General features: G+C 50.5%; 20 protein-coding genes, 1 tRNA gene and 1 pseudogene. 20 read left to right on the top strand and 2 right to left on the bottom strand.

All coding sequences use genetic code 11. The features are described 5' to 3' along the window. The 18 genes and pseudogenes from tuf to ACO0LG_RS26375 form a co-directional block, all read left to right on the top strand. Positions 1–125 (top strand): annotated as a pseudogene (tuf, locus tag ACO0LG_RS26460) (elongation factor Tu); the annotation flags it as partial. Between the two features lie 70 nt (positions 126–195). After that, positions 196–271: transfer RNA gene (locus ACO0LG_RS26455), tRNA-Trp, on the top strand. 36 nt (positions 272–307) lie between these two features. Next, positions 308–691: a preprotein translocase subunit SecE gene (gene secE, locus ACO0LG_RS26450; protein ID WP_423031083.1), complete on the top strand. Its 384-nt coding sequence runs from the start codon at positions 308–310 to the stop codon at positions 689–691. Next, positions 691–1,284 (top strand): transcription termination/antitermination protein NusG, encoded by a 594-nt coding sequence (nusG, locus tag ACO0LG_RS26445; protein WP_423031081.1) that lies wholly within the window; start codon positions 691–693, stop codon positions 1,282–1,284. The genes secE and nusG overlap by 1 nt, the downstream gene beginning before the upstream one ends. Positions 1,285–1,441: 157 nt before the next feature. Continuing rightward, on the top strand, positions 1,442–1,873 hold the full coding sequence (rplK, locus tag ACO0LG_RS26440; RefSeq protein ID WP_186956792.1) for a 50S ribosomal protein L11: 432 nt from the start codon (positions 1,442–1,444) through the stop codon (positions 1,871–1,873). Then, entirely contained in the window at positions 1,873–2,568 is a 696-nt protein-coding gene (gene rplA, locus ACO0LG_RS26435) for a 50S ribosomal protein L1 (protein ID WP_186956790.1), read from the top strand. Before rplK ends, rplA begins: the two co-directional genes overlap by 1 nt. A gap of 299 nt (positions 2,569–2,867) precedes the next feature. Continuing rightward, positions 2,868–3,407: a 50S ribosomal protein L10 gene (gene rplJ, locus ACO0LG_RS26430; RefSeq protein WP_186949960.1), complete on the top strand. Its 540-nt coding sequence runs from the start codon at positions 2,868–2,870 to the stop codon at positions 3,405–3,407. Positions 3,408–3,458: 51 nt separating this feature from the next. Continuing rightward, positions 3,459–3,827 carry a 50S ribosomal protein L7/L12 gene (gene rplL / locus ACO0LG_RS26425; protein ID WP_423031079.1) on the top strand — a complete coding sequence of 123 codons (369 nt, stop codon included), beginning with the start codon at positions 3,459–3,461 and terminating at the stop codon, positions 3,825–3,827. A 222-nt stretch (positions 3,828–4,049) separates the two neighbouring features. Beyond that, positions 4,050–8,156 (top strand): DNA-directed RNA polymerase subunit beta, encoded by a 4,107-nt coding sequence (gene rpoB / locus ACO0LG_RS26420; protein WP_423031077.1) that lies wholly within the window; start codon positions 4,050–4,052, stop codon positions 8,154–8,156. Positions 8,157–8,386: 230 nt separating this feature from the next. Continuing rightward, positions 8,387–12,619: a DNA-directed RNA polymerase subunit beta' gene (rpoC, locus tag ACO0LG_RS26415; RefSeq protein WP_423031075.1), complete on the top strand. Its 4,233-nt coding sequence runs from the start codon at positions 8,387–8,389 to the stop codon at positions 12,617–12,619. Between the two features lie 170 nt (positions 12,620–12,789). Further along, entirely contained in the window at positions 12,790–13,587 is a 798-nt protein-coding gene (locus tag ACO0LG_RS26410; RefSeq protein ID WP_423031073.1) for a biotin--[acetyl-CoA-carboxylase] ligase, read from the top strand. Positions 13,588–13,631: 44 nt separating this feature from the next. Next, positions 13,632–14,423 carry a type III pantothenate kinase gene (locus tag ACO0LG_RS26405; protein ID WP_423031071.1) on the top strand — a complete coding sequence of 264 codons (792 nt, stop codon included), beginning with the start codon at positions 13,632–13,634 and terminating at the stop codon, positions 14,421–14,423. Positions 14,424–14,441: 18 nt separating this feature from the next. Further along, a complete protein-coding gene (locus tag ACO0LG_RS26400; RefSeq protein ID WP_423031069.1) occupies positions 14,442–15,122 on the top strand; it encodes an SPOR domain-containing protein in 681 nt (226 codons plus the stop codon). 3 nt (positions 15,123–15,125) lie between these two features. Further along, a complete protein-coding gene (locus ACO0LG_RS26395; RefSeq protein WP_423031068.1) occupies positions 15,126–15,386 on the top strand; it encodes a hypothetical protein in 261 nt (86 codons plus the stop codon). 40 nt (positions 15,387–15,426) lie between these two features. After that, positions 15,427–15,759, top strand: coding sequence for a hypothetical protein (locus ACO0LG_RS26390; protein WP_423031067.1), 333 nt, complete (start codon positions 15,427–15,429; stop codon positions 15,757–15,759). Between the two features lie 100 nt (positions 15,760–15,859). After that, positions 15,860–16,624: an IclR family transcriptional regulator gene (locus ACO0LG_RS26385; RefSeq protein WP_423031065.1), complete on the top strand. Its 765-nt coding sequence runs from the start codon at positions 15,860–15,862 to the stop codon at positions 16,622–16,624. Between the two features lie 14 nt (positions 16,625–16,638). Continuing rightward, on the top strand, positions 16,639–17,454 hold the full coding sequence (gene hutG, locus ACO0LG_RS26380) for an N-formylglutamate deformylase (protein ID WP_423031063.1): 816 nt from the start codon (positions 16,639–16,641) through the stop codon (positions 17,452–17,454). Then, positions 17,451–18,812, top strand: a complete 1,362-nt coding sequence (locus tag ACO0LG_RS26375; protein WP_423031061.1) for a formimidoylglutamate deiminase — start codon at positions 17,451–17,453, stop codon at positions 18,810–18,812. Before hutG ends, ACO0LG_RS26375 begins: the two co-directional genes overlap by 4 nt. Before the next feature lie 38 nt (positions 18,813–18,850). Here ACO0LG_RS26375 and ACO0LG_RS26370 read toward each other — a convergent pair whose 3' ends face one another. Both ACO0LG_RS26370 and ACO0LG_RS26365 read right to left on the bottom strand, forming a co-directional pair. Then, positions 18,851–19,399 (bottom strand): hypothetical protein, encoded by a 549-nt coding sequence (locus tag ACO0LG_RS26370; RefSeq protein WP_423031059.1) that lies wholly within the window; start codon positions 19,397–19,399, stop codon positions 18,851–18,853. Positions 19,400–19,497: 98 nt separating this feature from the next. Then, positions 19,498–20,553, bottom strand: a complete 1,056-nt coding sequence (locus ACO0LG_RS26365; RefSeq protein WP_423031057.1) for a 3-deoxy-7-phosphoheptulonate synthase — start codon at positions 20,551–20,553, stop codon at positions 19,498–19,500. 215 nt (positions 20,554–20,768) lie between these two features. On the opposite strand from ACO0LG_RS26365, the gene ACO0LG_RS26360 reads away from it, so the two are divergent. Beyond that, positions 20,769–21,527: a phytanoyl-CoA dioxygenase family protein gene (locus ACO0LG_RS26360; protein ID WP_423031055.1), complete on the top strand. Its 759-nt coding sequence runs from the start codon at positions 20,769–20,771 to the stop codon at positions 21,525–21,527. Between the two features lie 67 nt (positions 21,528–21,594). Continuing rightward, complete coding sequence (locus ACO0LG_RS26355; RefSeq protein ID WP_423031053.1) at positions 21,595–22,137, top strand: TlpA family protein disulfide reductase; 543 nt, start codon at positions 21,595–21,597, stop codon at positions 22,135–22,137. The last annotated feature ends 135 nt before the right edge of the window (positions 22,138–22,272 follow it).

Here is a 22,272-nt window from a genome sequence, read left to right as displayed (position 1 = left end):
GTGATAACGTTTCTATCACTGTAAAACTGATCAACCCGATCGCGATGGAAGAAGGCTTGCGCTTCGCTATCCGTGAAGGTGGCCGTACAGTCGGTGCTGGCGTTGTTGCTAAAATCATCGAGTAATAAATAAGTAGTAAAATGCGTGCATTACCCTGAATGCATTGGGTAATGCACGCATCAATTGTCAAGATGTAGGGGTGTAGCTCAATTGGCAGAGCGTCGGTCTCCAAAACCGAAGGTCGCGGGTTCGATTCCCTCCGCCCCTGCCACCATCAAGGCCACAGGCCACCGAAAGTAAATAAAGTATGTCTAATCATCCCGTTCAAACAGTTAGTACATCCAATGACAAGTACAAAGTCATTCTGGCGGTAGTGGCTGCAATTGCCGGTGTTGCTGCTTTTTATATTCTCGCTGGACAGGCAACGTGGGTACGTGCCATTGCTTTGGTAGTTGGTTTGTTGGTTGCTGTTGGATTTGTCGCAACTTCTGAAATGGGTCGTGATTTTGTCAGCTTTGCAAAAGAAGCTGTGCGCGAAACTAAAAAAGTTGTATGGCCAACCCGCAAAGAAGCGGGGCAGATCACTGCCGTGGTATTTGGCTTTGTTCTGGTGATGGCGCTTTTCCTGTGGGGCACCGATCAATTGATCGGATTTGTGTTGTATGACGTAATCCTCGGATGGAAAAAATAATGAGCGAGAACATTCAGGAAAACGAAGAAGGTACAGCGCCAGCGGTGTCTGTACCTAAAAGTGCTAAAAGATGGTACGCCGTACACGCTTATTCCGGTATGGAGAAGAGCGTGCAACGTGCATTGTTGGAGCGTATAGAGCGCGCAGAGATGCAAGATAAATTCGGTCAGATTCTGGTTCCGACTGAAGAAGTGATAGAGCCAAAGAATGGCAAGAAAGTCGTCACTGAGCGCCGTTTGTTCCCCAGCTATGTATTCGTTGAAATGGAAATGACTGACGATACTTGGCATTTGGTGAAAAACACCAGCAAGGTAACCGGTTTTATCGGTGGCAAATCAAACAAGCCTTCTCCGATACCGCAGCACGAAGTCGACAAGATTTTGCAGCAGATGCAAGAAGGTGTGGAAAAGCCAAGGCCAAAAGTCTTGTACGAAGTAGGCGAAGTAGTCCGCATCAAGGATGGTCCTTTCACTGACTTTAACGGCAATGTCGAAGAAGTCAATTATGAAAAATCCAAAGTACGCGTGACGGTCACTATTTTTGGCCGTGCTACCCCAGTAGAGCTGGAATTCTCCCAGGTCGAAAAGGTTTAACAGGATTCACGTTTGACCAGTACGTAACAAAGCAATTTGTTGAAACTAGTTAGAGCATTGACTGTGGCAATACAGGCAATTCTCAGCAGGCAGAGGAGCCTGCTGGTGTGAAAAGATACCGGCAGGCGCTACTACTCATTTTTTGAAGGAGCCAAACATGGCAAAGAAAATCATTGGTTTTATCAAGCTGCAAGTGCCAGCTGGTAAAGCAAACCCATCCCCACCTATCGGTCCAGCTCTGGGTCAACGTGGTCTGAATATCATGGAATTCTGCAAAGCGTTCAACGCGCAGACCCAAGGTATGGAACCAGGCATGCCTATTCCTGTTGTGATCACCGCATTTGCTGACAAGTCGTTCACATTCGTGATGAAGACTCCTCCAGCAACTTACATGATCAAAAAAGCAGCTGGCATCACTAAAGGTTCTGCAAAACCGCATACAGATAAAGTTGGCAAAATCACTCGCCAGCAAGCTGAAGAAATCGCGACAGTTAAACGCGCTGATTTGACAGCAGCTGATATGGACGCAGCAGTGCGTACTATTGCTGGTTCTGCTCGTTCCATGGGCATCACGGTAGAGGGTCTGTAATGGCTAAGTTATCTAAAAAAGCAAAATTGCTGGCAACGAAAGTTGACCGTCTGAAAGTGTATCCATTTGACAATGCTATCGCCTTGATCAAAGAATGCGCAACAGCAAAATTCAACGAATCCATCGACGTATCCGTCCAATTGGGTGTTGATCCTAAGAAATCTGACCAGGTTGTTCGTGGCGCAGTGGTATTGCCAGCTGGTACAGGCAAGACAGTACGCGTAGCCGTATTTGCACAAGGTGCAAAAGCGGAAGAAGCGAAAGCTGCCGGTGCTGATATCGTAGGTATGGAAGATTTGGCTGAGCGCGTTAAAGCTGGCGACATGCCATTTGACGTCGTTATCGCTTCTCCAGACACTATGCGTATCGTCGGTACTCTGGGTCAGATCCTGGGTCCACGCGGTTTGATGCCTAATCCTAAAGTCGGTACAGTGACTCCTGACGTAGCTACTGCAGTTAAAAATGCAAAAGCTGGTCAAGTACAATACCGTACAGATAAAGCAGGTATCATCCACACAACAATCGGCCGTAAATCGTTTGCTGATGGTGACCTGAAGTCCAATCTGGTTGCGCTGATTGAAGCTTTGAACAAAGCTAAACCAGCATCCAGCAAAGGTGTGTATCTGCGTAAAGTATCCATCTCATCCACTATGGGTGCAGGTGTACGTGTAGATCACGCTAATCTGGCAGGCTAAGCAAGAATTAAGTCCCTGCATCGATGATGCAGGGCGCATCTTTGGGCTGGATGTTTTGAACAAGCATCCAGAGTGTCAAAGACCGTTGGGCCGAGTGTGCGAGTGTAGTTTTCCAAGCATGAGGTTAATATCTGAAGAGCAATCGACAGGTCCCAACGCAGATGGTGTACCCGAACAAGTTTTGTAGTGATTACTGGTCCCCCAGTGAAACTCCTAACTTCGGACGCCGTGTTCGAAACGATATGAGGGAAGTACATCATTCCGGTGTATGGACTGAATATCATTAATGGAGGTTGACCGTGAGTCTCAATCTGAATGACAAAAAAGCCGTCGTCGCTGAAGTCTCTGCAAAAGTAGCAACTGCACAGACGATCGTCGTGGCCGAATATCGTGGCATCCAGGTCGGTCATTTGACGCAATTGCGTGCTAGCGCACGCGCTCAAGGCGTATACATGCGTGTGTTGAAAAACACATTGGCACGTCGCGCTGTTGAGGGAACTGCATTTGCAAGTCTCGCTTCTGAAATGACTGGTCCGTTGATTTATGCAATCTCGGAAGATGCTGTTGCCGCTGCTAAAGTCGTTCAAGACTTTGCAAAAAGCAATGACAAACTGGTTGTTAAAGCGGGTAACTATGCAGGCAAATCGCTGGATAAAGCTGGCGTTGTCGCATTGGCAAGCATTCCTAGCCGTGAAGTATTGTTGGCGCAAGTGGTTGGCATGATGCAGGCTCCTGTATCCGCTTTCGCACGTGCTCTGGCAGCCGTCGCAGCACAGAAAGAAGCAGGTTCTCCTGCAGCACCAGTAGCTGAAGAAGCTGCTGAAGCTGCCGCAGAATAAGTTTTTTCCGTCAAATACCGTATCAATGTAATTAATTAATTGGAGTTTCAAATGGCACTTAGCAAAGACGATATCCTGGAAGCCGTAGGCGCGATGTCCGTAATGGACCTGAACGACCTGGTAAAAGCTTTCGAAGAAAAATTTGGTGTATCCGCAGCAGCAGTAGCAGGCCCAGCAGCAGCCGGTCCAGCAGCAGCAGTTGAAGAACAAACAGAATTCAACGTAATTCTGACTGAAGTTGGCGCAAACAAAGTTGGCGTCATTAAAGCAGTTCGTGAAATCACTGGTCTGGGCTTGAAAGAAGCTAAAGACGTAGTTGATGGCGCACCAAAAGCAGTTAAAGAAGCAGTTTCCAAAGCTGATGCTGACGCAGCTAAGAAAAAACTGGAAGATGCTGGCGCGAAAGCCGACATCAAGTAATTCAGGTATCATGGCAAGTCTTCGGATTTGCCCAAGTCAAAGACAGGAATCCTCTTGGAAGAGAGGGTTCCTCTTTGGCTTCTTTGTCGTTCAGGGTTGTTTAGCTGTTTATTAAGACCGAGGGTTGAGACTTGAGGTTTTTTTGTCACAGAGTTGCTATGTTTTATTTTTGTGACAAGAATCCTGAATTCTCTATCCTTCCTTGCCACTCACGGAGTGTCCATGCACTACTCATTTACTGAGAAGAAGCGTATTCGTAAATCTTTTGCGAAGCGCGCCAACGTCCACAACGTTCCGTTCTTGCTGGCGACTCAAATCGAGTCGTACCAGAGCTTTTTACAAGAAGACAGAACACCGCCAACCCGCAAGAACGAGGGTTTGCAGTCTGCCTTCACCTCGATTTTCCCGATTGTTTCGCACAACGGGTTCGCACGTCTTGAATTCCTGTCCTACGTTTTAGGCGATCCTGCGTTCGACGTCAAGGAATGTCAATTGCGTGGCCTGACTTATGCATCGCCTTTGCGTGCAAAAGTCCGTCTGGTCATTCTGGACAAGGAATCACCAACCAAGCCGGTTGTCAAAGAAATGAAAGAACAGGAAGTCTACATGGGCGAATTGCCTTTGATGACAACCACTGGTTCTTTTGTTATCAACGGTACTGAGCGCGTTATCGTGTCTCAGTTGCACCGTTCCCCTGGCGTGTTCTTTGAACATGACCGCGGCAAGACACATTCGTCCGGCAAATTGTTGTTCTCGGCAAGGATCATTCCTTACCGTGGTTCCTGGCTCGATTTTGAATTCGATCCTAAAGACATCCTGTTCTTCCGTATTGACCGTCGTCGCAAGATGCCAGTCACTATCTTGCTGCGCGCCATAGGCATGAGCAATGAACAGATTCTGGCCAATTTCTTTGTCTTTGATAATTTCAACCTGCACAGTGATGGCGCAGAAATGGAATTCGTCGCAGAACGTCTGCGTGGCGAAGTTGCCCGTTTTGACATCAGCGACAAAGACGGCAAAGTCATCGTTGCCAAAGACAAGCGTGTCAATGCCAAGCATGTCCGTGAAATCGAAGCCGGTGGTATCAAGCACATTTCTGTGCCCGAAGACTACTTGCTGGGTCGCGTCCTGGCCAAGAACATCGTTGATACAGACACTGGTGAAGTCATTGCCAATGCCAATGATGAGCTGACAGAAGAATTGCTGGGTCGCTTGCGCGACGCCAAAGTCACGGATATCCAGACTCTGTACACCAATGACCTGGATCAGGGTGCTTACATTTCCCAGACTCTGCGCGCTGACGATACAGCGGACCAGATGGCTGCCCGCGTTGCCATCTACCGCATGATGCGTCCTGGCGAACCGCCAACAGAAGATTCTGTTGAAGCCCTGTTCAATGGCCTGTTCTACAGCGAAGACCGTTACGATCTGTCCGCAGTGGGCCGCATGAAGTTCAACCGCCGTATTGGCCGTGATGAACTGACTGGCGCCATGACTTTGTCGAATGAAGACGTATTGGCCGTGATCAAGATCTTGGTTGAGTTGCGCAATGGCCGCGGCGAAGTCGATGATATTGATCACTTGGGTAACCGTCGCGTACGTTGCGTTGGTGAATTGGCCGAGAACCAGTTCCGTGCTGGTCTGGTACGTGTTGAACGTGCTGTCAAAGAGCGTCTGGGTCAGGCTGAAGCCGACAACCTGATGCCGCATGACCTGATCAACTCCAAGCCTATTTCGGCTGCGATTCGTGAGTTCTTCGGTTCTTCACAATTGTCCCAGTTTATGGATCAGACCAACCCATTGTCAGAAATCACGCATAAGCGCCGTATTTCCGCCTTGGGACCTGGTGGTTTGACTCGTGAGCGCGCCGGCTTTGAAGTCCGCGACGTTCATCCAACCCACTATGGTCGCGTTTGCCCGATTGAGACACCAGAGGGACCAAACATTGGTTTGATCAACTCGCTGGCTCTGTATGCACGTCTGAACGAATACGGCTTCCTGGAAACACCATACCGTAAAGTGGTTGACAGCAAAATCACACCACAGATCGACTATCTGTCTGCGATTGAAGAAGGCCGTTACATCATCGCCCAGGCGAATGCAACGATCGACGGCGAAGGCAAACTCATCGATGAACTGGTCTCTGCCCGTGAAGCTGGCGAAACGATCCTGGTATCCCCGGAACGTATCCAGTACATGGACGTGGCGACAGGTCAGGTGGTTTCTGTTGCGGCATCCTTGATCCCCTTCCTCGAACACGATGATGCGAACCGTGCGTTGATGGGTGCCAACATGCAACGTCAGGCCGTTCCCTGCTTGCGTCCAGAAAAAGCATTTGTCGGTACAGGTATCGAACGTACTGTGGCAGTTGACTCCGGTACAACAGTACAGGCACTGCGTGGCGGTAAAGTGGATTACATTGATGCGGGCCGTATCGTTATTCGTGTGAATGATGCTGAAGCACAGGCTGGTGAAGTTGGTGTGGATATCTACAATCTCATCAAGTACACCCGTTCCAACCAGAACACCAATATCAACCAACGTCCTATCGTTAAAGTTGGCGATCTGGTCGCTAAAGGTGACGTATTGGCCGACGGCGCATCCACAGATCTGGGCGAATTGGCCCTGGGTCAGAACATGCTGGTCGCGTTCATGCCATGGAATGGTTATAACTTCGAAGATTCGATCCTGATCTCTGAAAAAGTGGTGGCTGATGACCGCTATACCTCGATTCATATCGAAGAGTTGTCGGTGGTTGCCCGTGACACCAAGTTGGGTGCGGAAGAAATTACCCGCGATATCTCCAACCTGGCAGAAAACCAGCTGGCACGTCTGGATGAATCCGGTATCGTCTACATCGGTGCTGAAGTAACAGCCGGTGATACCCTGGTCGGTAAAGTGACACCAAAAGGTGAAACTCAACTGACACCAGAAGAAAAACTGCTGCGCGCCATTTTCGGTGAAAAAGCTTCTGACGTGAAAGATACCTCCCTGCGCGTGCCTTCTGGCATGGTAGGTACGGTCATTGACGTACAAGTGTTCACCCGCGAAGGCATACAACGCGACAAACGTGCACAACAGATTATCGATGATGAATTGAAGCGTTATCGCCTCGATTTGAACGATCAGTTGCGTATTGTTGAAGGCGATGCATTTGAGCGTCTGGAACGTATGCTGGATGGCAAGATCGCTGACGGCGGCCCGGCCAAACTGGCTAAAGGCACCAAGATCACCAAGGAATACCTGGCCAGCGTGGATAAATACCACTGGTTCGATATTCGCCTGGCATCTGATGATGCAGCCAATTCACTGGTCGCGATGAAAGATTCCATCGCTGAAAAACGTCATCAGTTCGATCTGGCTTTCGAAGAAAAACGTACCAAGCTGACGCAAGGCGATGAATTGCCGCCAGGCGTACAAAAAATGGTCAAGGTTTACCTGGCTGTTAAACGTCGCCTGCAACCTGGTGACAAAATGGCGGGTCGTCACGGTAACAAGGGTGTGGTTTCCCGTATCGTGCCTATCGAAGACATGCCTTACATGGCTGACGGTACACCAGCAGACATCGTGTTGAACCCATTGGGTGTTCCATCACGGATGAACGTTGGTCAGGTTCTGGAAGTGCATCTGGGCTGGGCGGCGAAAGGCCTGGGCTTGCGCATAGGCGAAATGCTGAAAGCCAAAGCCAAGGTAGAAGAACTGCGTGATTTCCTGAAGAAGATTTATAACGAATCTGGCAAGAAGGAAGACATCGACGGTTTCTCCGATGCTGAAATCCTGGAATTGACCAACAACCTGAAACATGGTGTGCCATTTGCAACCCCCGTGTTTGACGGTGCGCATGAAGATGAAATCCGTCGCATGCTGGATCTGGCCTTCCCTGACCATATCGCCGCGCAACTGGGTATGACACCATCGAAAAACCAGGTTACCCTGTTTGATGGCCGTACCGGTGAAGCGTTCGAGCGTAAAGTCACACTGGGTTACATGCACGTACTGAAATTGCATCATCTGGTGGATGACAAGATGCATGCACGTTCGACCGGTCCTTACTCTCTGGTCACGCAACAACCACTGGGCGGTAAAGCACAGTTCGGTGGTCAGCGTTTCGGTGAGATGGAAGTCTGGGCACTGGAAGCTTACGGCGCGTCTTACGTCTTGCAAGAGATGTTGACAGTCAAGTCAGATGACGTGAATGGCCGTACCAAAGTGTACGAAAACCTGGTCAAGGGTGACCATGTGATCGACGCCGGCATGCCTGAGTCCTTCAACGTTCTGGTTAAAGAAATCCGCTCTCTGGGTATCGATATTGATCTCGAACGTAGCTAAGAAGTTTAGTTTTTTGTAATTGCGTAGCAAAGTCATCGCCCGGATAGCATTCGGGCGATGGCCGTTAAACCTGGCAAGCAGTTTGGAAGTAATGTCGTTCCCGGTATCAGCGGAACCTGTGTCGAAAAGACCTGGCTCTCCCGCTCATGCGAACAGGGTAAAGCGGCGAAGCTTCTGTTGCAGCACCATTCAGCCACCAAGCGTTTGCGCGCTTAACTGGAGTGATACACATGAAAGCTCTGCTCGATCTATTCAAGCAAGTCCAACCCAACGAACAATTCGACGCGATCAAAATTGGTCTGGCGTCTCCAGAAAAAATTCGTTCCTGGTCCTACGGCGAAGTTAAAAAGCCGGAAACCATCAACTATCGTACTTTCAAGCCTGAGCGCGACGGTCTGTTCTGCGCCAAGATTTTTGGTCCTATCAAGGATTACGAATGCCTGTGCGGCAAGTACAAACGTCTGAAACACCGCGGCGTTATCTGCGAAAAATGTGGCGTTGAAGTGACTCTGGCCAAAGTGCGTCGTGAACGCATGGGCCATATCGAGCTGGCTTCCCCAACTGCACATATCTGGTTCCTGAAATCCCTGCCATCCCGTCTGGGTATGGTATTGGACATGACTTTGCGTGATATCGAACGTGTTCTGTATTTTGAAGCATATGTCGTTACCGATCCAGGCATGACTCCGCTGAAAAAATGCCAGATCATGTCTGAAGATGACTACGCCGCCAAGTACGAAGAATTTGGCGACGAATTCACGGCATTCATGGGTGCTGAAGGTATCCGCGAATTGCTGCGTTCCATCGACATCGACCGTGATGCAGAAACTCTGCGCACAGAGTTGAAAGAATCCAAATCTGAAGCCAAGATCAAGAAATACGCAAAACGTCTGAAAGTACTGGAAGCATTCCAGCGCTCAGGCATCAAGCCAGACTGGATGATCATGGAAGTTCTGCCGGTTCTGCCGCCAGAACTGCGTCCATTGGTCCCGCTGGATGGTGGTCGTTTCGCGACTTCCGATCTGAATGATCTGTATCGCCGCGTCATCAACCGTAACAATCGTCTGAAGCGCCTGATGGAATTGCGCGCTCCTGAAATCATCACACGCAATGAAAAGCGTATGTTGCAGGAAGCTGTCGATTCCTTGCTGGATAACGGCCGTCGCGGTAAGGCAATGACAGGCGCCAACAAGCGTCCTCTGAAATCCCTGGCAGAAATGATCAAGGGTAAGGGCGGTCGTTTCCGTCAAAACTTGCTGGGTAAGCGCGTCGATTACTCTGGCCGTTCCGTTATCGTGGTTGGTCCGCAACTGAAATTGCATCAGTGCGGTTTGCCAAAACTGATGGCGCTGGAACTGTTCAAACCTTTCATTTTCAATAAACTGGAATTGATGGGTCTGGCAACAACCATCAAGGCAGCGAAAAAACTGGTGGAAATTCAAGAACCAGTTGTATGGGATATCCTGGAAGAAGTCATCCGCGAACATCCTATCATGCTGAATCGCGCGCCTACGCTGCATCGTCTGGGTATCCAGGCGTTTGAGCCAGTCCTGATTGAAGGTAAAGCGATCCAGTTGCATCCACTCGTCTGCGCGGCTTTCAATGCCGACTTTGACGGTGACCAAATGGCGGTCCACGTTCCTCTGTCTATCGAAGCACAAATGGAAGCACGCACTTTGATGCTGGCATCCAACAATATTCTGTTCCCATCCAATGGTGAACCGTCTATTGTTCCTTCCCAGGATATCGTGTTGGGTCTGTACTACGCTTCCCGTGAAAAAATCAACGGCAAGGGCGAAGGCATGATGTTCCCTGACGTTTCAGAAGCGATCCGCGCCTGGGACAACAAGGAAGTCGAACTGAGCACACGTATCACAGTCCGTATTACTGAATTCCCGAAAGATGCTGAAACTGGCGAATTCGTCAAAACCATTAAGCGTTATGAAACGACTGTTGGCCGTGCGATCTTGTCCGAGATTCTGCCTAAGGGCTTGCCATTCACCGTACTGAACCGTGCGTTGAAGAAAAAAGAAATTTCCAAACTCATCGATACCTCATTCCGCAAGTGCGGTCTGCGTGCAACGGTGGTGTTTGCTGATCAATTGATGCAAATGGGTTTCCGCCTGGCGACACGCGCCGGTATCTCGATCTGTATCGATGACATGTTGGTTCCACCGCAAAAAGTGACTTTGCTGGCAGCAGCAGAACACGAAGTCAAACAAATCGAACAGCAATATGCGTCCGGTCTGGTGACTGCGGGCGAACGTTACAACAAAGTGGTCGATATCTGGGGCAAGACCGGTGATGAAGTCGGCAAGGCCATGATGGAACAACTCAAAGTTGAACCAGTCACACGCCGCGACGGCACTGTTGGTACACAAGAATCTTTCAACGCCATTTACATGATGGCCGACTCCGGTGCGCGTGGTTCCGCAGCCCAGATTCGTCAGTTGGCAGGTATGCGTGGTCTGATGGCGAAACCGGATGGCTCGATTATCGAAACGCCGATCACCGCGAACTTCCGCGAAGGTCTGAACGTTTTGCAGTACTTTATTTCCACTCACGGTGCGCGTAAAGGTCTGGCCGATACGGCATTGAAAACAGCGAACTCCGGTTACCTGACACGTCGTCTGGTTGACGTGACGCAAGATCTGGTCGTGGTTGAAGATGACTGCGGCACATCCAATGGTTCGTCCATGAAGGCGATCGTTGAAGGCGGTGAAGTTAACGTGCCTTTGCGTGACCTGATACTGGGCCGTGTTTGCGCCAATGACATCGTCAATCCAGAAACACAGGAAACTTTGTACGAAGCAGGTGCTTTGCTCGACGAAACAATGGTAGAACGCATCGAAGCCCTGGGCATCGATGAAGTCAAGGTACGTACACCACTGACATGCGACACACGCTATGGTCTGTGCGCTATGTGCTATGGCCGTGATCTGGGCCGTGGCTCCCTGGTTAACTCTGGTGAGGCAGTCGGCGTTATCGCTGCGCAGTCCATCGGTGAACCAGGTACACAGTTGACGATGCGTACCTTCCATATCGGTGGTGCGGCATCCCGTGCAGCGATTGCATCTTCTGTTGAAGCCAAGTCCAACGGTACCATCCGTTTCACAGCGACCATGCGTTATGTCACCAACGGTAAAGGCGACCAGATCGTTATTTCCCGTTCTGGCGAAGTGCTGATCACTGATGACCACGGTCGTGAACGTGAACGTCATAAAGTACCTTACGGTGCAACCCTGATCGTTAAAGACGGTTTGATCATCAAGGCTGGTACTGCATTGGCGACATGGGATCCATTGACCCGTCCTATCATTACCGAATACACCGGTACGGTGAAATTCGAAAACGTCGAAGAAGGCGTGACTGTTGCCAAACAGGTTGATGAAGTAACAGGTTTGTCCACGCTGGTGGCGATCGATGCGAAACGCCGTGGTAGCGCAGCAGGTAAAACACTGCGACCACAAGTCAAGCTATTGAACGAACAAGGCGAAGAAGTCAAGATCGCTGGCACAGAACACGCAGTAACGATCGGCTTCCAGGTGGGCGCGCTGATTACCGTCAAAGACGGTCAGCAAGTACATGTGGGTGAAGTGTTGGCGCGTATCCCGACTGAGTCACAAAAAACCCGTGATATTACCGGTGGTCTGCCACGCGTTGCCGAGTTGTTCGAAGCCCGTTCACCAAAAGATGCCGGTATGCTGGCTGAGGTAACAGGTACGGTGGCGTTTGGTAAAGAAACCAAAGGTAAGCAACGTCTGGAAATCACAGACATGGATGGCGAGAAACACGAGTTCCTGATCACCAAGGACAAACAAGTCCTGGTGCATGATGGCCAGGTCGTGAACAAGGGTGAGATGATTGTTGACGGCCCAGCCGATCCACAAGACATCCTGCGTTTGTTGGGTATCGAAGCGCTGGCACGTTACATCGTTGATGAAGTGCAGGACGTGTACCGTTTGCAAGGCGTTAAGATCAACGACAAGCACATCGAAGTGATTGTGCGCCAGATGTTGCGTCGCGTTGTCGTGGTGAATCCAGGCGATGCCAACTACATCGTTGGTGAACAGGTAGAACGCTCTGAATTGCTGGATGAAAATGATCGCGTAGCAGCAGCTAACGGTATCCCTGCAACCTATGAAAATATCTTGCTGGGTATTACTAAGGCGTCGTTGTCTACCGATTCCTTCATCTCTGCGGCGTCCTTCCAGGAAACCACACGTGTTCTGACCGAAGCTGCAATCATGGGCAAAAAAGACGGTCTGCGTGGTTTGAAAGAAAACGTCATCGTTGGTCGTCTGATCCCTGCTGGTACAGGCCTGGCATTCCACCGCGCCCGCAAGTTGAAAGAAACTTGGGAAGCGGATGAACGCGTAGCCTTGCTGGAAGCAGAAAAAGCAGCATTTGCGCCGATACCAGAAGTAACAACAACTGATGTAGTGGATGGCGGCGAAGCATAAGCAGCCAATGCGCTAACGCAGTGTAAATACTGCGTAAATACTGCGTAAATACCGCAGCATCAAGATGTTGATGGAGTAAAAAAACGGCACCTGCATAAGGTGCCGTTTTTTTTGGGCCTGAATATTTGTTCCGGCAGCAGTACAATACGGCTGCTAACCATAGGCAGATTATGCAAGAGAATAAAAACCTGGAACTGAGTGCGGCTGCCATAGAAAAATTCTGCGATGGCGCAGCCCGCGAAGTCGATATTGAAGTCGTCGCAGAAACCGGCTCCACCAATGCCGACCTGATGGCACGCCTGCCAACATTGCTGCGTCCGGTGTTGAGAGTGGCCGTGCATCAGACAGCAGGGCGTGGCAGGGCAGGTCGTCCATGGCTGACTGTGCCCGGTGGCATGCTGACTTTTTCCCTCGCCTGGCATTTGCCGCAAGAACCGCACAAGCTGCTGGGCCTGCCACTGGCGATAGGCGTTGCCCTGGCTGAGTGTCTGAATGCCGTGAACCAGAATGTGCAATTGAAATGGCCAAATGACCTCTTGCGCGATGGCAAAAAACTCGCCGGTATCTTGCTCGAATCAGCCGCCGCCAGTGAAAGCGGCACCTGGATCGTCGCTGGCATAGGCCTTAACCTGCAAGTGTCGGATGAACTGGAAGCACAAGTGGGCCGCGCTCTGGCAGATGCACCCTGGCTGGCAAAAATGGATAGAAACCTGTTGCTGGCGCAATTGCTGAACGCAGTTGCCGCAGCATTGCAGCAATTTGCTCAGCAAGGTTTTTCAGCCTTTTTGCCACGCTGGAATGCTTTGCATGCCTACGCCGGTCAAACCGTGCATATACTCGACCACGGCCAGGTTTTACATACAGGCAAAGCGCTAGGTGTCGATCTGCATGGCTGCCTGGTATTGCAGACTGAACATGGTCAGGTCAATGTGTTGGCAGGTGATGTGTCTTTACGGCCAGTAGTATGAAAAAAGTAGCAAGAAAAGAGTAACAAGAAAAGAGTGAAGCAGACATGAGTCAATTATTGATCGATGCAGGTAATACGCGCATCAAATGGGCGGTGGCAGATAGCAACGCTGTGCCGGCGGGATCGGTATCACCACCCGCACCAGCGCCAGTGTGGCAGCAGATTGCCTCCGTCAGCCACGCTGAACTAGACACTTTGAAAACCAGCTGGCAAGGCATGCACTTTACACTCGCCCTGATTTCCAATGTCGCTGGTGCCAGCATCAAAGATAAACTCACGGCATTATTGCAAGAAATGCAGCCAGGTTTGCCAATAGACTGGTTTGTCTCGCAAGAAGACATCGCTGGCCTACATAATGGCTACCGCAATCCGGCGCAACTGGGTTGTGACCGCCTCGCCTCCATGATAGGTGCGCATTATCTGTTTCCACACCAAAGCCTGATCGTCGCCACTTGTGGAACTGCCACCACAGTCGATGCCGTCACTGCAGATGGCGCATTCAAGGGCGGCATGATCTTGCCCGGCCTTAAACTCATGGCAGAATCGCTGGCACGCCATACCGCACAATTGCCGCAGGTGGCAGAATCAACGGATATCGCCACAGTCTTTGCCGACAATACCGACCAGGCCATCGTCAGCGGCTGCATCAGCGCCCAAGTCGGTGCAATAGTACGCGCGGTCAATACCCTGCAGCAGCAAGAGAACAAGGCCATCCATTGCGTGATTTCTGGCGGCGCTGCCCCGTATTTATTGCATCATTTGGGCATGCCTTATCAATATGTAGATAATCTGGTCTTGACGGGGCTGTTTGTCGTGGCACAATCAAGCCCGGACTGATAACACTGACACTTAACCATGCTGAGATTCTTTTTCTGGAGCCTGCTCGTACTGAATGCCTTCTTGTTGGCATTTAATCTCGGCTATCTGGGACACTGGTCCCTCGATAACCATGAGCCCGAGCGCCTGAAAAAACAGCATCACGCCGACCAGTTAAAGCTCCTGACAGCGGCCGAAGCGGTGTCGCCAAGTGAACCTGCCGCAGAAAAAAAACCTGAAGTTATCGCCTGCCTCGAAGTGGGTAACTTCCAGCAAAACGATATTCCCAAGTTTGAAGAAAAATTAAAAAACCTGGCAATGGGTGACCGCCAGTCCCGTATCAATGTCGTTGATGTTGCCACGCACATGGTCTTCATCCCTTCGCAAGGCAGTAAGGAGGGGGCTGACAAAAAAGCCGGGGAGCTGCGCCGCCTTGGCATCAGTGATTTCTACATCGTGCAAGACCAGAGTAATCTGCGCTGGGGTATTTCGCTGGGCGTGTTCAAAACCGAAGAAGCGGCAAAACTGCATTTGAATAATCTCAGCAATAAAGGCGTACGTTCCGCCCGCATAGGCCCGCGTACTGTCAGCACAAACAAATTTGCCTACCAGTTCAGGGCCATGAGCGCGGAAGAAAAGAGTAAGTACGATGTGATCAAGGCTGAGTTTCCTGCCCAGGAAAACCGCAACTGCCAGGCGACGGCTTACAGCAAGAGCTAAGTTATGAGTAATCTGGAGATGATGACGATACTCTTTGTATGCTCGGTATGTGCAATCAACCTCTATGTCAGTTACTGTGTTCTTCGCAGCGATTATTATGGGCCAGCGCAAAAGGCTTTCCAATTTTTCCTGATCTGGTTACTACCTTTGCTGGGTGCTTTGTTTTGTTATTCGCTGGCGAAACCAGATGTAAGCCATAAAATCAGATTCAGGGATGATGTTCCTGAATATACCGGAGTTGGCTTGCATGGCCTGGATCATTGAGGTTTTGTGCAACTGAGTCCTGACTACCGTTTCTGACATGGTGAATGCACTGATCGTTATCGCCATAATCATTGTGATGGTCTTGCTGGCAATGAATGTGTATGTGACTTACTTGCTGGCAAGGAGTGAGTTTTTCGAGCCTGCGCAAAAATATGCGCAATATGCCTTGATCTGGTTACTCCCGGTTATCGGAGTTATCCTTTGCTATTTGTTTGTACAGCCAAGTTTGGGGTCTCCCAGCGGTCAGTATGTCAATCGTGAAAATGCCTCTGAGGGTGATTTCATGGATTTTTCCCGGTCAAACAAAGATTATTTCAGTGGCCACGACCGATATTCGCCGTTGACCTGCACTCGCGGAGCAGCCACTGATTGAAAATATTTTCAATCAATTCTCATTTGGCGAGAATTGATTGTTGATGTTTCTCAGCGTGTTGCTAGAATGAGTCTGATATTGTTATTTTCTCCCAGCCACAATGCCAGCATCTACTAAGGATAGTATTGCTCAAAGCGAACGCATTTTACAGGTTCTGGCCTGCATTGCCCGCCATGGAGAGGCCTTGTCTGCGCGTGAACTGGTGGAGCAAACCGGCTTGCCACTGAGCACCTTATACCGCCAGCTCGCACCGCTCAAGAAATGGGGCCTGGTGCAGGAGCATGCGCAGACGGGCTTATATGAGCCTGGCCCGCTGGCAGTGCAACTGGCGCGCGGTTTTGACCAGCATTCCTGGCTCATGAGTGCAGCGCGCGATGAACTTGCCGATGTGGTGCAAAAGTCGGGTGAGAGCGTAGGTTTGCTGGCCTATGTCAATGGACAGGTGGTTTGCCTGGATATGCAAGAAAGCCAGCAAGCCCTGCGCTGTTCTTTTGCCAAAGGCCGTGCCAGCTCCAGCGTGCGCGGTGCGTCGGCCAAGGCTTTGCTGGCACATCTGCCACCAGCCTTGCAAGACGAATTGCTGGCACAGAATTTTCTGGAAAACGCACCAGTATCCGTCCAGCTGCTACAAGACTTGCAAACCCAGTTGCAAGGCATACGTGAACAGAGATATGCGACCAGTGAAAATGAAGTCGATCTTGGTATCTGGGGTGTCAGCGCGCCGGTATTTTCTGGTCGCGACAAGCTTGAAGCCACCTTGTCCCTGATGGCTCCGGCACAACGCATACAGCAACGCAAGCCAGAACTCATCAACATGACTTTGGCAGCAGCCGACAGACTGAGCCGCAAACTACAATATCCATAAATCCTGGAGACACCATGACTGCTTTTCATTTTCAACAGGGCAGCCTGCCCCTGCTGATTTCCATGCCACATGTGGGCACCAGCATACCGGACGATATCGCCGCCCAGATGCTGCCAGTCGCGCAAGAAAAAACCGATACTGATTGGCATTTGCGTGAGCTCTACAATATGGCATCAGAGCTCGGAGCATCCACCATCGCTGCTGACTATTCACGCTATGTGATAGACCTGAACCGTTCGTCCGACAATGCCAATCTGTATCCGGGGCAAGACACCACAGGCCTGTGCCCGGTTGATACCTTTGCCAAACAGCCACTGTATGCGACTGAGAATTTGCCGACAGAAGCCGAGGTGCAGCGCCGCATCGCCACTTACTGGCAACCCTATCACCAGCAATTGCAGCAAGAACTGGAGCGTTTGTTGAGCATGCATGGCAGCGTGGTTTTGTGGGATGCGCATTCCATCGCATCTGAAGTGCCACGCTTTTTCCAAGGTAAGTTACCAGACCTGAACTTTGGTACTGCTGACCAGAAATCCTGTGATACCGGCATGCAAACTGCCATCGCAAACAGCCTGCAAAACGCAAGCGATGTGCAAGCCTATAGCCATGTTTTCAATGGTCGTTTCAAAGGCGGTTTTATCACCCGTAATTATGGCCAGCCTTCACGTCATATCCATGCAGTGCAGCTGGAAATGAGCCAGTGCATCTACATGAATGAAGCCGCGCCATATGCATACCGGCCTGACCTGGCAGCGCAGGTGCAACCTCTGCTGAAGCAATTGTTACAGGCTTGCCTGGACTGGAACAAGACACAAGGGAGAGCCGCATGAGTAGCCTGTTTGCCCATCATGTTCTGTTGCCGCAAGGCTGGACCAGCAATGTACGCCTGCACTGGAATACCAGCGGTGAGCTGAGCCAGATAGAGCTGAACACTAGCGCGCAGATACATGAAAACCAGGCGCAATTTGTGGTACCCGGCATGACCAATTTGCATTCGCACGCCTTCCAGCGCGCCATGGCTGGCATGACAGAAATGGCGGGTGAGGGCAAGGACAGTTTCTGGACCTGGCGCGATCTAATGTATCGCTATGCCCTGCATATTACGCCCAAACAACTCCAGGCCATCGCCGCACAACTGTATGCAGAATGCCTGCGCCATGGCTATACCGCAGTTTGTGAATTTCATTACCTGCACCGTGATCAGGATGGCAGTTTTTATGCGCGTCCCGCCGAGATGGCAGAGTGCGTGATTGCTGCTGCCGAGCAGACCGGCATGGGCATCAGTATGCTGCCGGTGCTGTACAGCTATGCCGATTTTGGTGAGCATGCTTTGCGCCACGACCAACGCCGCTTCTCCACCAATGTGGCCGAGATCATGCAATTGATAGAAGCGCTGGATGGCAAGCGCAATGGCCAGGTTGAAGTCGGCGTGGCCCCACATTCACTGCGTGCTGCCAGCATGAGCCAGATACGTGAACTGGTGGCGGCACTTCCCGCTGCCCGCCCCATCCATATCCATATCGCTGAACAACAAAAAGAAGTCGATGCCTGCATCGCTTACTCAGGCAAACGTCCGGTAGAACTTTTACTCGATAGTGGTTTGTTGAATGAACGCTGGTGCCTGGTGCACGCCACCCATCTGAACAAGGCAGAAGTGCAAGGAATCGCCAGCAGTGGTGCAGTAGCTGGCATTTGCACGACCACTGAAGGCAATCTTGGTGATGGCTTCTTTGATCTGCCAGACTATATCGAAGCCAGTGGTCGTTTTGGCATAGGCAGTGACAGCCATGTATCACAAAGTCCGGTAGAAGAATTACGCTGGCTGGAATATGGCCAGCGCCTGCGCCTGCAAGGCCGCAATATTGCCAGCGTTACAGGGCAGCGCAAGGTCGGCGATTTTTTATATCAGTCTGCTTTACAGGGGGGCGCACAAGCCAGCGGGCGCAAACTGGGGCAACTGGCGACAGGCTATCGCGCCGATATGGTAGTACTTGATGATGCGCATCCCAACCTCGCAGGTATCAGTAGTGCTGATTTACTCAATACCTGGATATTTGCAGGTAACGACAATCTGGTACGTGATGTTTATGTAGGAGGGAAACTGGCCGTTCAAAATGGCAAACATCTGCAGCAAGATGAGATACAGGCAGCTTACGGAACATGCATGCGCAGCTTGCGTTCCTTGTGAAGGCGATGAGTTCTACTTTATTGTGAATGATGCATGTGCTACCTGAACGCCAGACGCGCGACAAGATATACGAAAAATAAAGACGGCACGCTGACACCACCTGCTCTTTTTATCAGGCGCAGGTGGGTTTCATTATCTTTGTTGAGCTTGTCTATTTTTCCGATCACATGCGATGCTTTAAGGCACAAGGCAATATTTGCCATGTATCCGATGATCACCCTTGTCATGATCAGTGTGATGACGGTAATGATAATGATTGCGCCCTTGTCGAGATAACCGAATACCGCCGCTGTCCCCGCGATAAAAATCAGCGGTGCAATTGATTCCAGAGCAACGGAAAAAAGACCGAAGAGATACAGTTTACGAAAGAAAAACCACTGTATGCCAAATATCATGGCCCAGACATTAAAGCCAGCATGCCGCGATTTGCCTTCCAGTAATTGCATTAATAATTTTGGATAATGGGTTCCACCTGCAAATGCAATCAACTCAGTTTCTGAAATGCCACTCTTGCTGCCAGCCTCATCACCGTTTGCAACTGACAACAACTGAGTGGGTGATTGCTGAAAATCCGGATTTGTTTCCATAAAATCTCGTGGTCAGTGTGGTATCCAGATTCAACCGATCCCACCAGTTTCAAATGCAGGCAAGCGTATGCATGACTGATACGCCTGCTAGTGTGCGTTTATTGCTGACGCAATCTCGCCGCAGCTTCGCGCAACATCTGCTCCGTGGTTTCCCAATCCACACAGGCATCGGTGACTGAACAACCGTATTTGAGTTGCGACAAATCTTCAGGGATAGGCTGGTTACCCGCAACGATGTTGGATTCGATCATGACGCCAACGATGTCCTTGTTGCCGTTGGCAATCTGGTTGATGACATCGGCCATGACCAGGGGTTGCAGTTCCGGCTTTTTGTAGCTGTTGGCATGCGAGCAATCGACCACGATATTCGGTGGCAGTTTGGCTTTGGCCAGCGCTTGCTGCGCCATGGCGACGGAGACGGTATCGTAGTTCGGGCGATCACCGCCGCCACGCAAGACCACATGGCCATATTGATTGCCGCTGGTGCGCACGATGGACACGCGGCCCTGACCATTCAAGCCCAGGAAAGAATGGGGATGTGATGCCGACAGGATCGCATTGATGGCAATGCTGATGTCGCCATCCGTGCCATTCTTGAAACCCACAGGCGTAGACAAGCCGGACGACATTTCGCGGTGAGTCTGTGATTCGGTAGTGCGTGCACCAATCGCCGTCCAGGCAATCAGGTCACCCAGGTATTGTGGCGAGATCGGGTCCAGCGCTTCGGTTCCGGTCGGCAGACCGAGTTCACAAACGTCCAGCAAGAACTGGCGGGCTTTTTCCATGCCCTCATCAACGCGGAAAGAATCATCCATATACGGGTCATTGATGTAACCCTTCCAGCCCGTGGTCGTACGTGGTTTTTCAAAATACACGCGCATAACCAGCAACATCACATCCTTGACTTCTTCCTGCAAGGCTTTCAGGCGACGTGCATAATCCAGGCCGGCAACCGGGTCATGGATGGAGCAGGGGCCAACGACAACGAACAGGCGTTTGTCTTTGCGCTCCAGTATGTTGCGCAGGCTTTCACGGCTTTGCTCGACGACATCGCCAGCAAGATCGCTCAAAGGCAGGCGCGCATGCAATTCTTCAGGGGTGGGCATATTCTCGAAAGAACTGACATTGATGTTTTCCAGTATGGTGTGTGTCATGTTGAGTAAGATGCTTTTACGTTAGTTTATTGCGTTAAATTTGGCCTACATTATCACCTATTACGGGATTTTAATTGTGATGCCCTGATCACAATACCGCTTAAATTGCCTCTATCTGTTCTGATCAACTGAATAGAATTCCCCTAAAATCAAGAGTGAGCCATTTGTTGTGTCATCAATGATGCACGATATTGGTATTTTGCTTATTAACGATAATGACCATGTTAAGTACTGCGCAACAACAAGAATTTGCCAGCCAGGGTTTTCTGGTATTGCGGCAACAGGCCAGCGCCGCCTATTGCGAAGATGTGATCGCCTATTGCGAACAGCAACTGGCGGGGCAGATACAACCGATAGAATACGAGGCTGATACCCGCTACCCTGGCGCACCCGCGTCACGCGATGCTGAAGGCGGGCTGACAGCCCGGCGCTTATTACAGGCGTACGCGCGCGACCTGCGCCTGGCGCAATGGGCAACCGGGCCAGCATTGGCAGTGCCTTTATTGCAATTGCTGGGTGAGGGAGCCTTGCTGTCGCAGTCACATCATAATTGCATCATGACCAAGCAACCGCAGTATTCCACCGCGACAGGCTGGCACAGGGATAGCCGTTACTGGAATTTCCAGCGCGCAGACCTCATATCGTCGTGGCTTGCCCTGCGCAATGAAACCCTGGAAAATGGCTGCCTGCTGGTGATACCCGGTTCCCATAAAACCGATATTGATGTTGCGCAACTTGATGATGCCCAGTTTTTGCGTACTGACCTCGAACAAAATCAGGCTTTGCTTGCACAAGCCCAGCCCGTGCCTTTACAGCAGGGCGATGTCTTGTTATTTCATAGCAATCTCTTTCATGCTGCGGGCAAAAACCAGACTGCGGCAACCAAGTTTTCCATGGTATTTACCTACAGGTCTGCAGATAATCCACCACGGCCAGGTACGCGTTCTGCGACTTATCCTGAAATTGCTTTATAAGCGCAGACGGCAATCTCAATCTGCACTATGCTGTAAGCTATCGTCCAGACAGAAGTGGAGTATCACCATGCTCAGTATGTCAAAGTTGTTGGCTGTAACTGCGATTGTCGCGTGCAGCCTCAGTGCCCAATTTGCCCAGGCAGCCAGCAAGGAAGTGTTTCCTGCACAGCCCGCCCTGGCTGGCACTATGCTGAATGGTAAGCCATACAAGATGGATACTGGTAAAAGCGAGGTCATACTGGTGACCTTCTGGGCGACCTGGTGCCCAACCTGTCAGGCCGAGATGCCCACTTTTCGCAAGTTTTATGAAGCGAATAAAAAGTCAGGCTTTGAACTGGTCACCGTCAGCATTGATGATGCGATGACAGATATTGATGACTATGCCAAACAGGCAAAATGGTTGAGCAAAGATAATCAAGGTTTTCCCTCCCTCTGGCGCAATGCCGCTGATTATCAAGACAATTTTGGCAAGGTATTTGCAACACCCACGGTTTTTCTGATTGGCCGTGATGGCAAGGTCATCGAGTCTTTCAAGGGTGGTATCAAGCCCGCACAATGGGCGCATATTAAGGCTATTATTCAAAAACGTGCCAGCTCTAGCAAGAGTTGAGAGAGCAGATGCTGCATGTGCATCTGCACGGCAGGCTTTTATTATTGTAATAATTTGTTGTCAAACTTGCTGCATTGCCATATTGACGTTACTATCTGATAAGTTTCCAGGAATGGAAGCAAATTAGTTGTATCG

This window comes from Undibacterium sp. Ji42W, assembly GCF_049340405.1.
In the GTDB taxonomy this organism is placed as follows: domain Bacteria; phylum Pseudomonadota; class Gammaproteobacteria; order Burkholderiales; family Burkholderiaceae_D; genus Undibacterium.
This window is presented reverse-complemented; position numbering and strand designations above follow the sequence as displayed.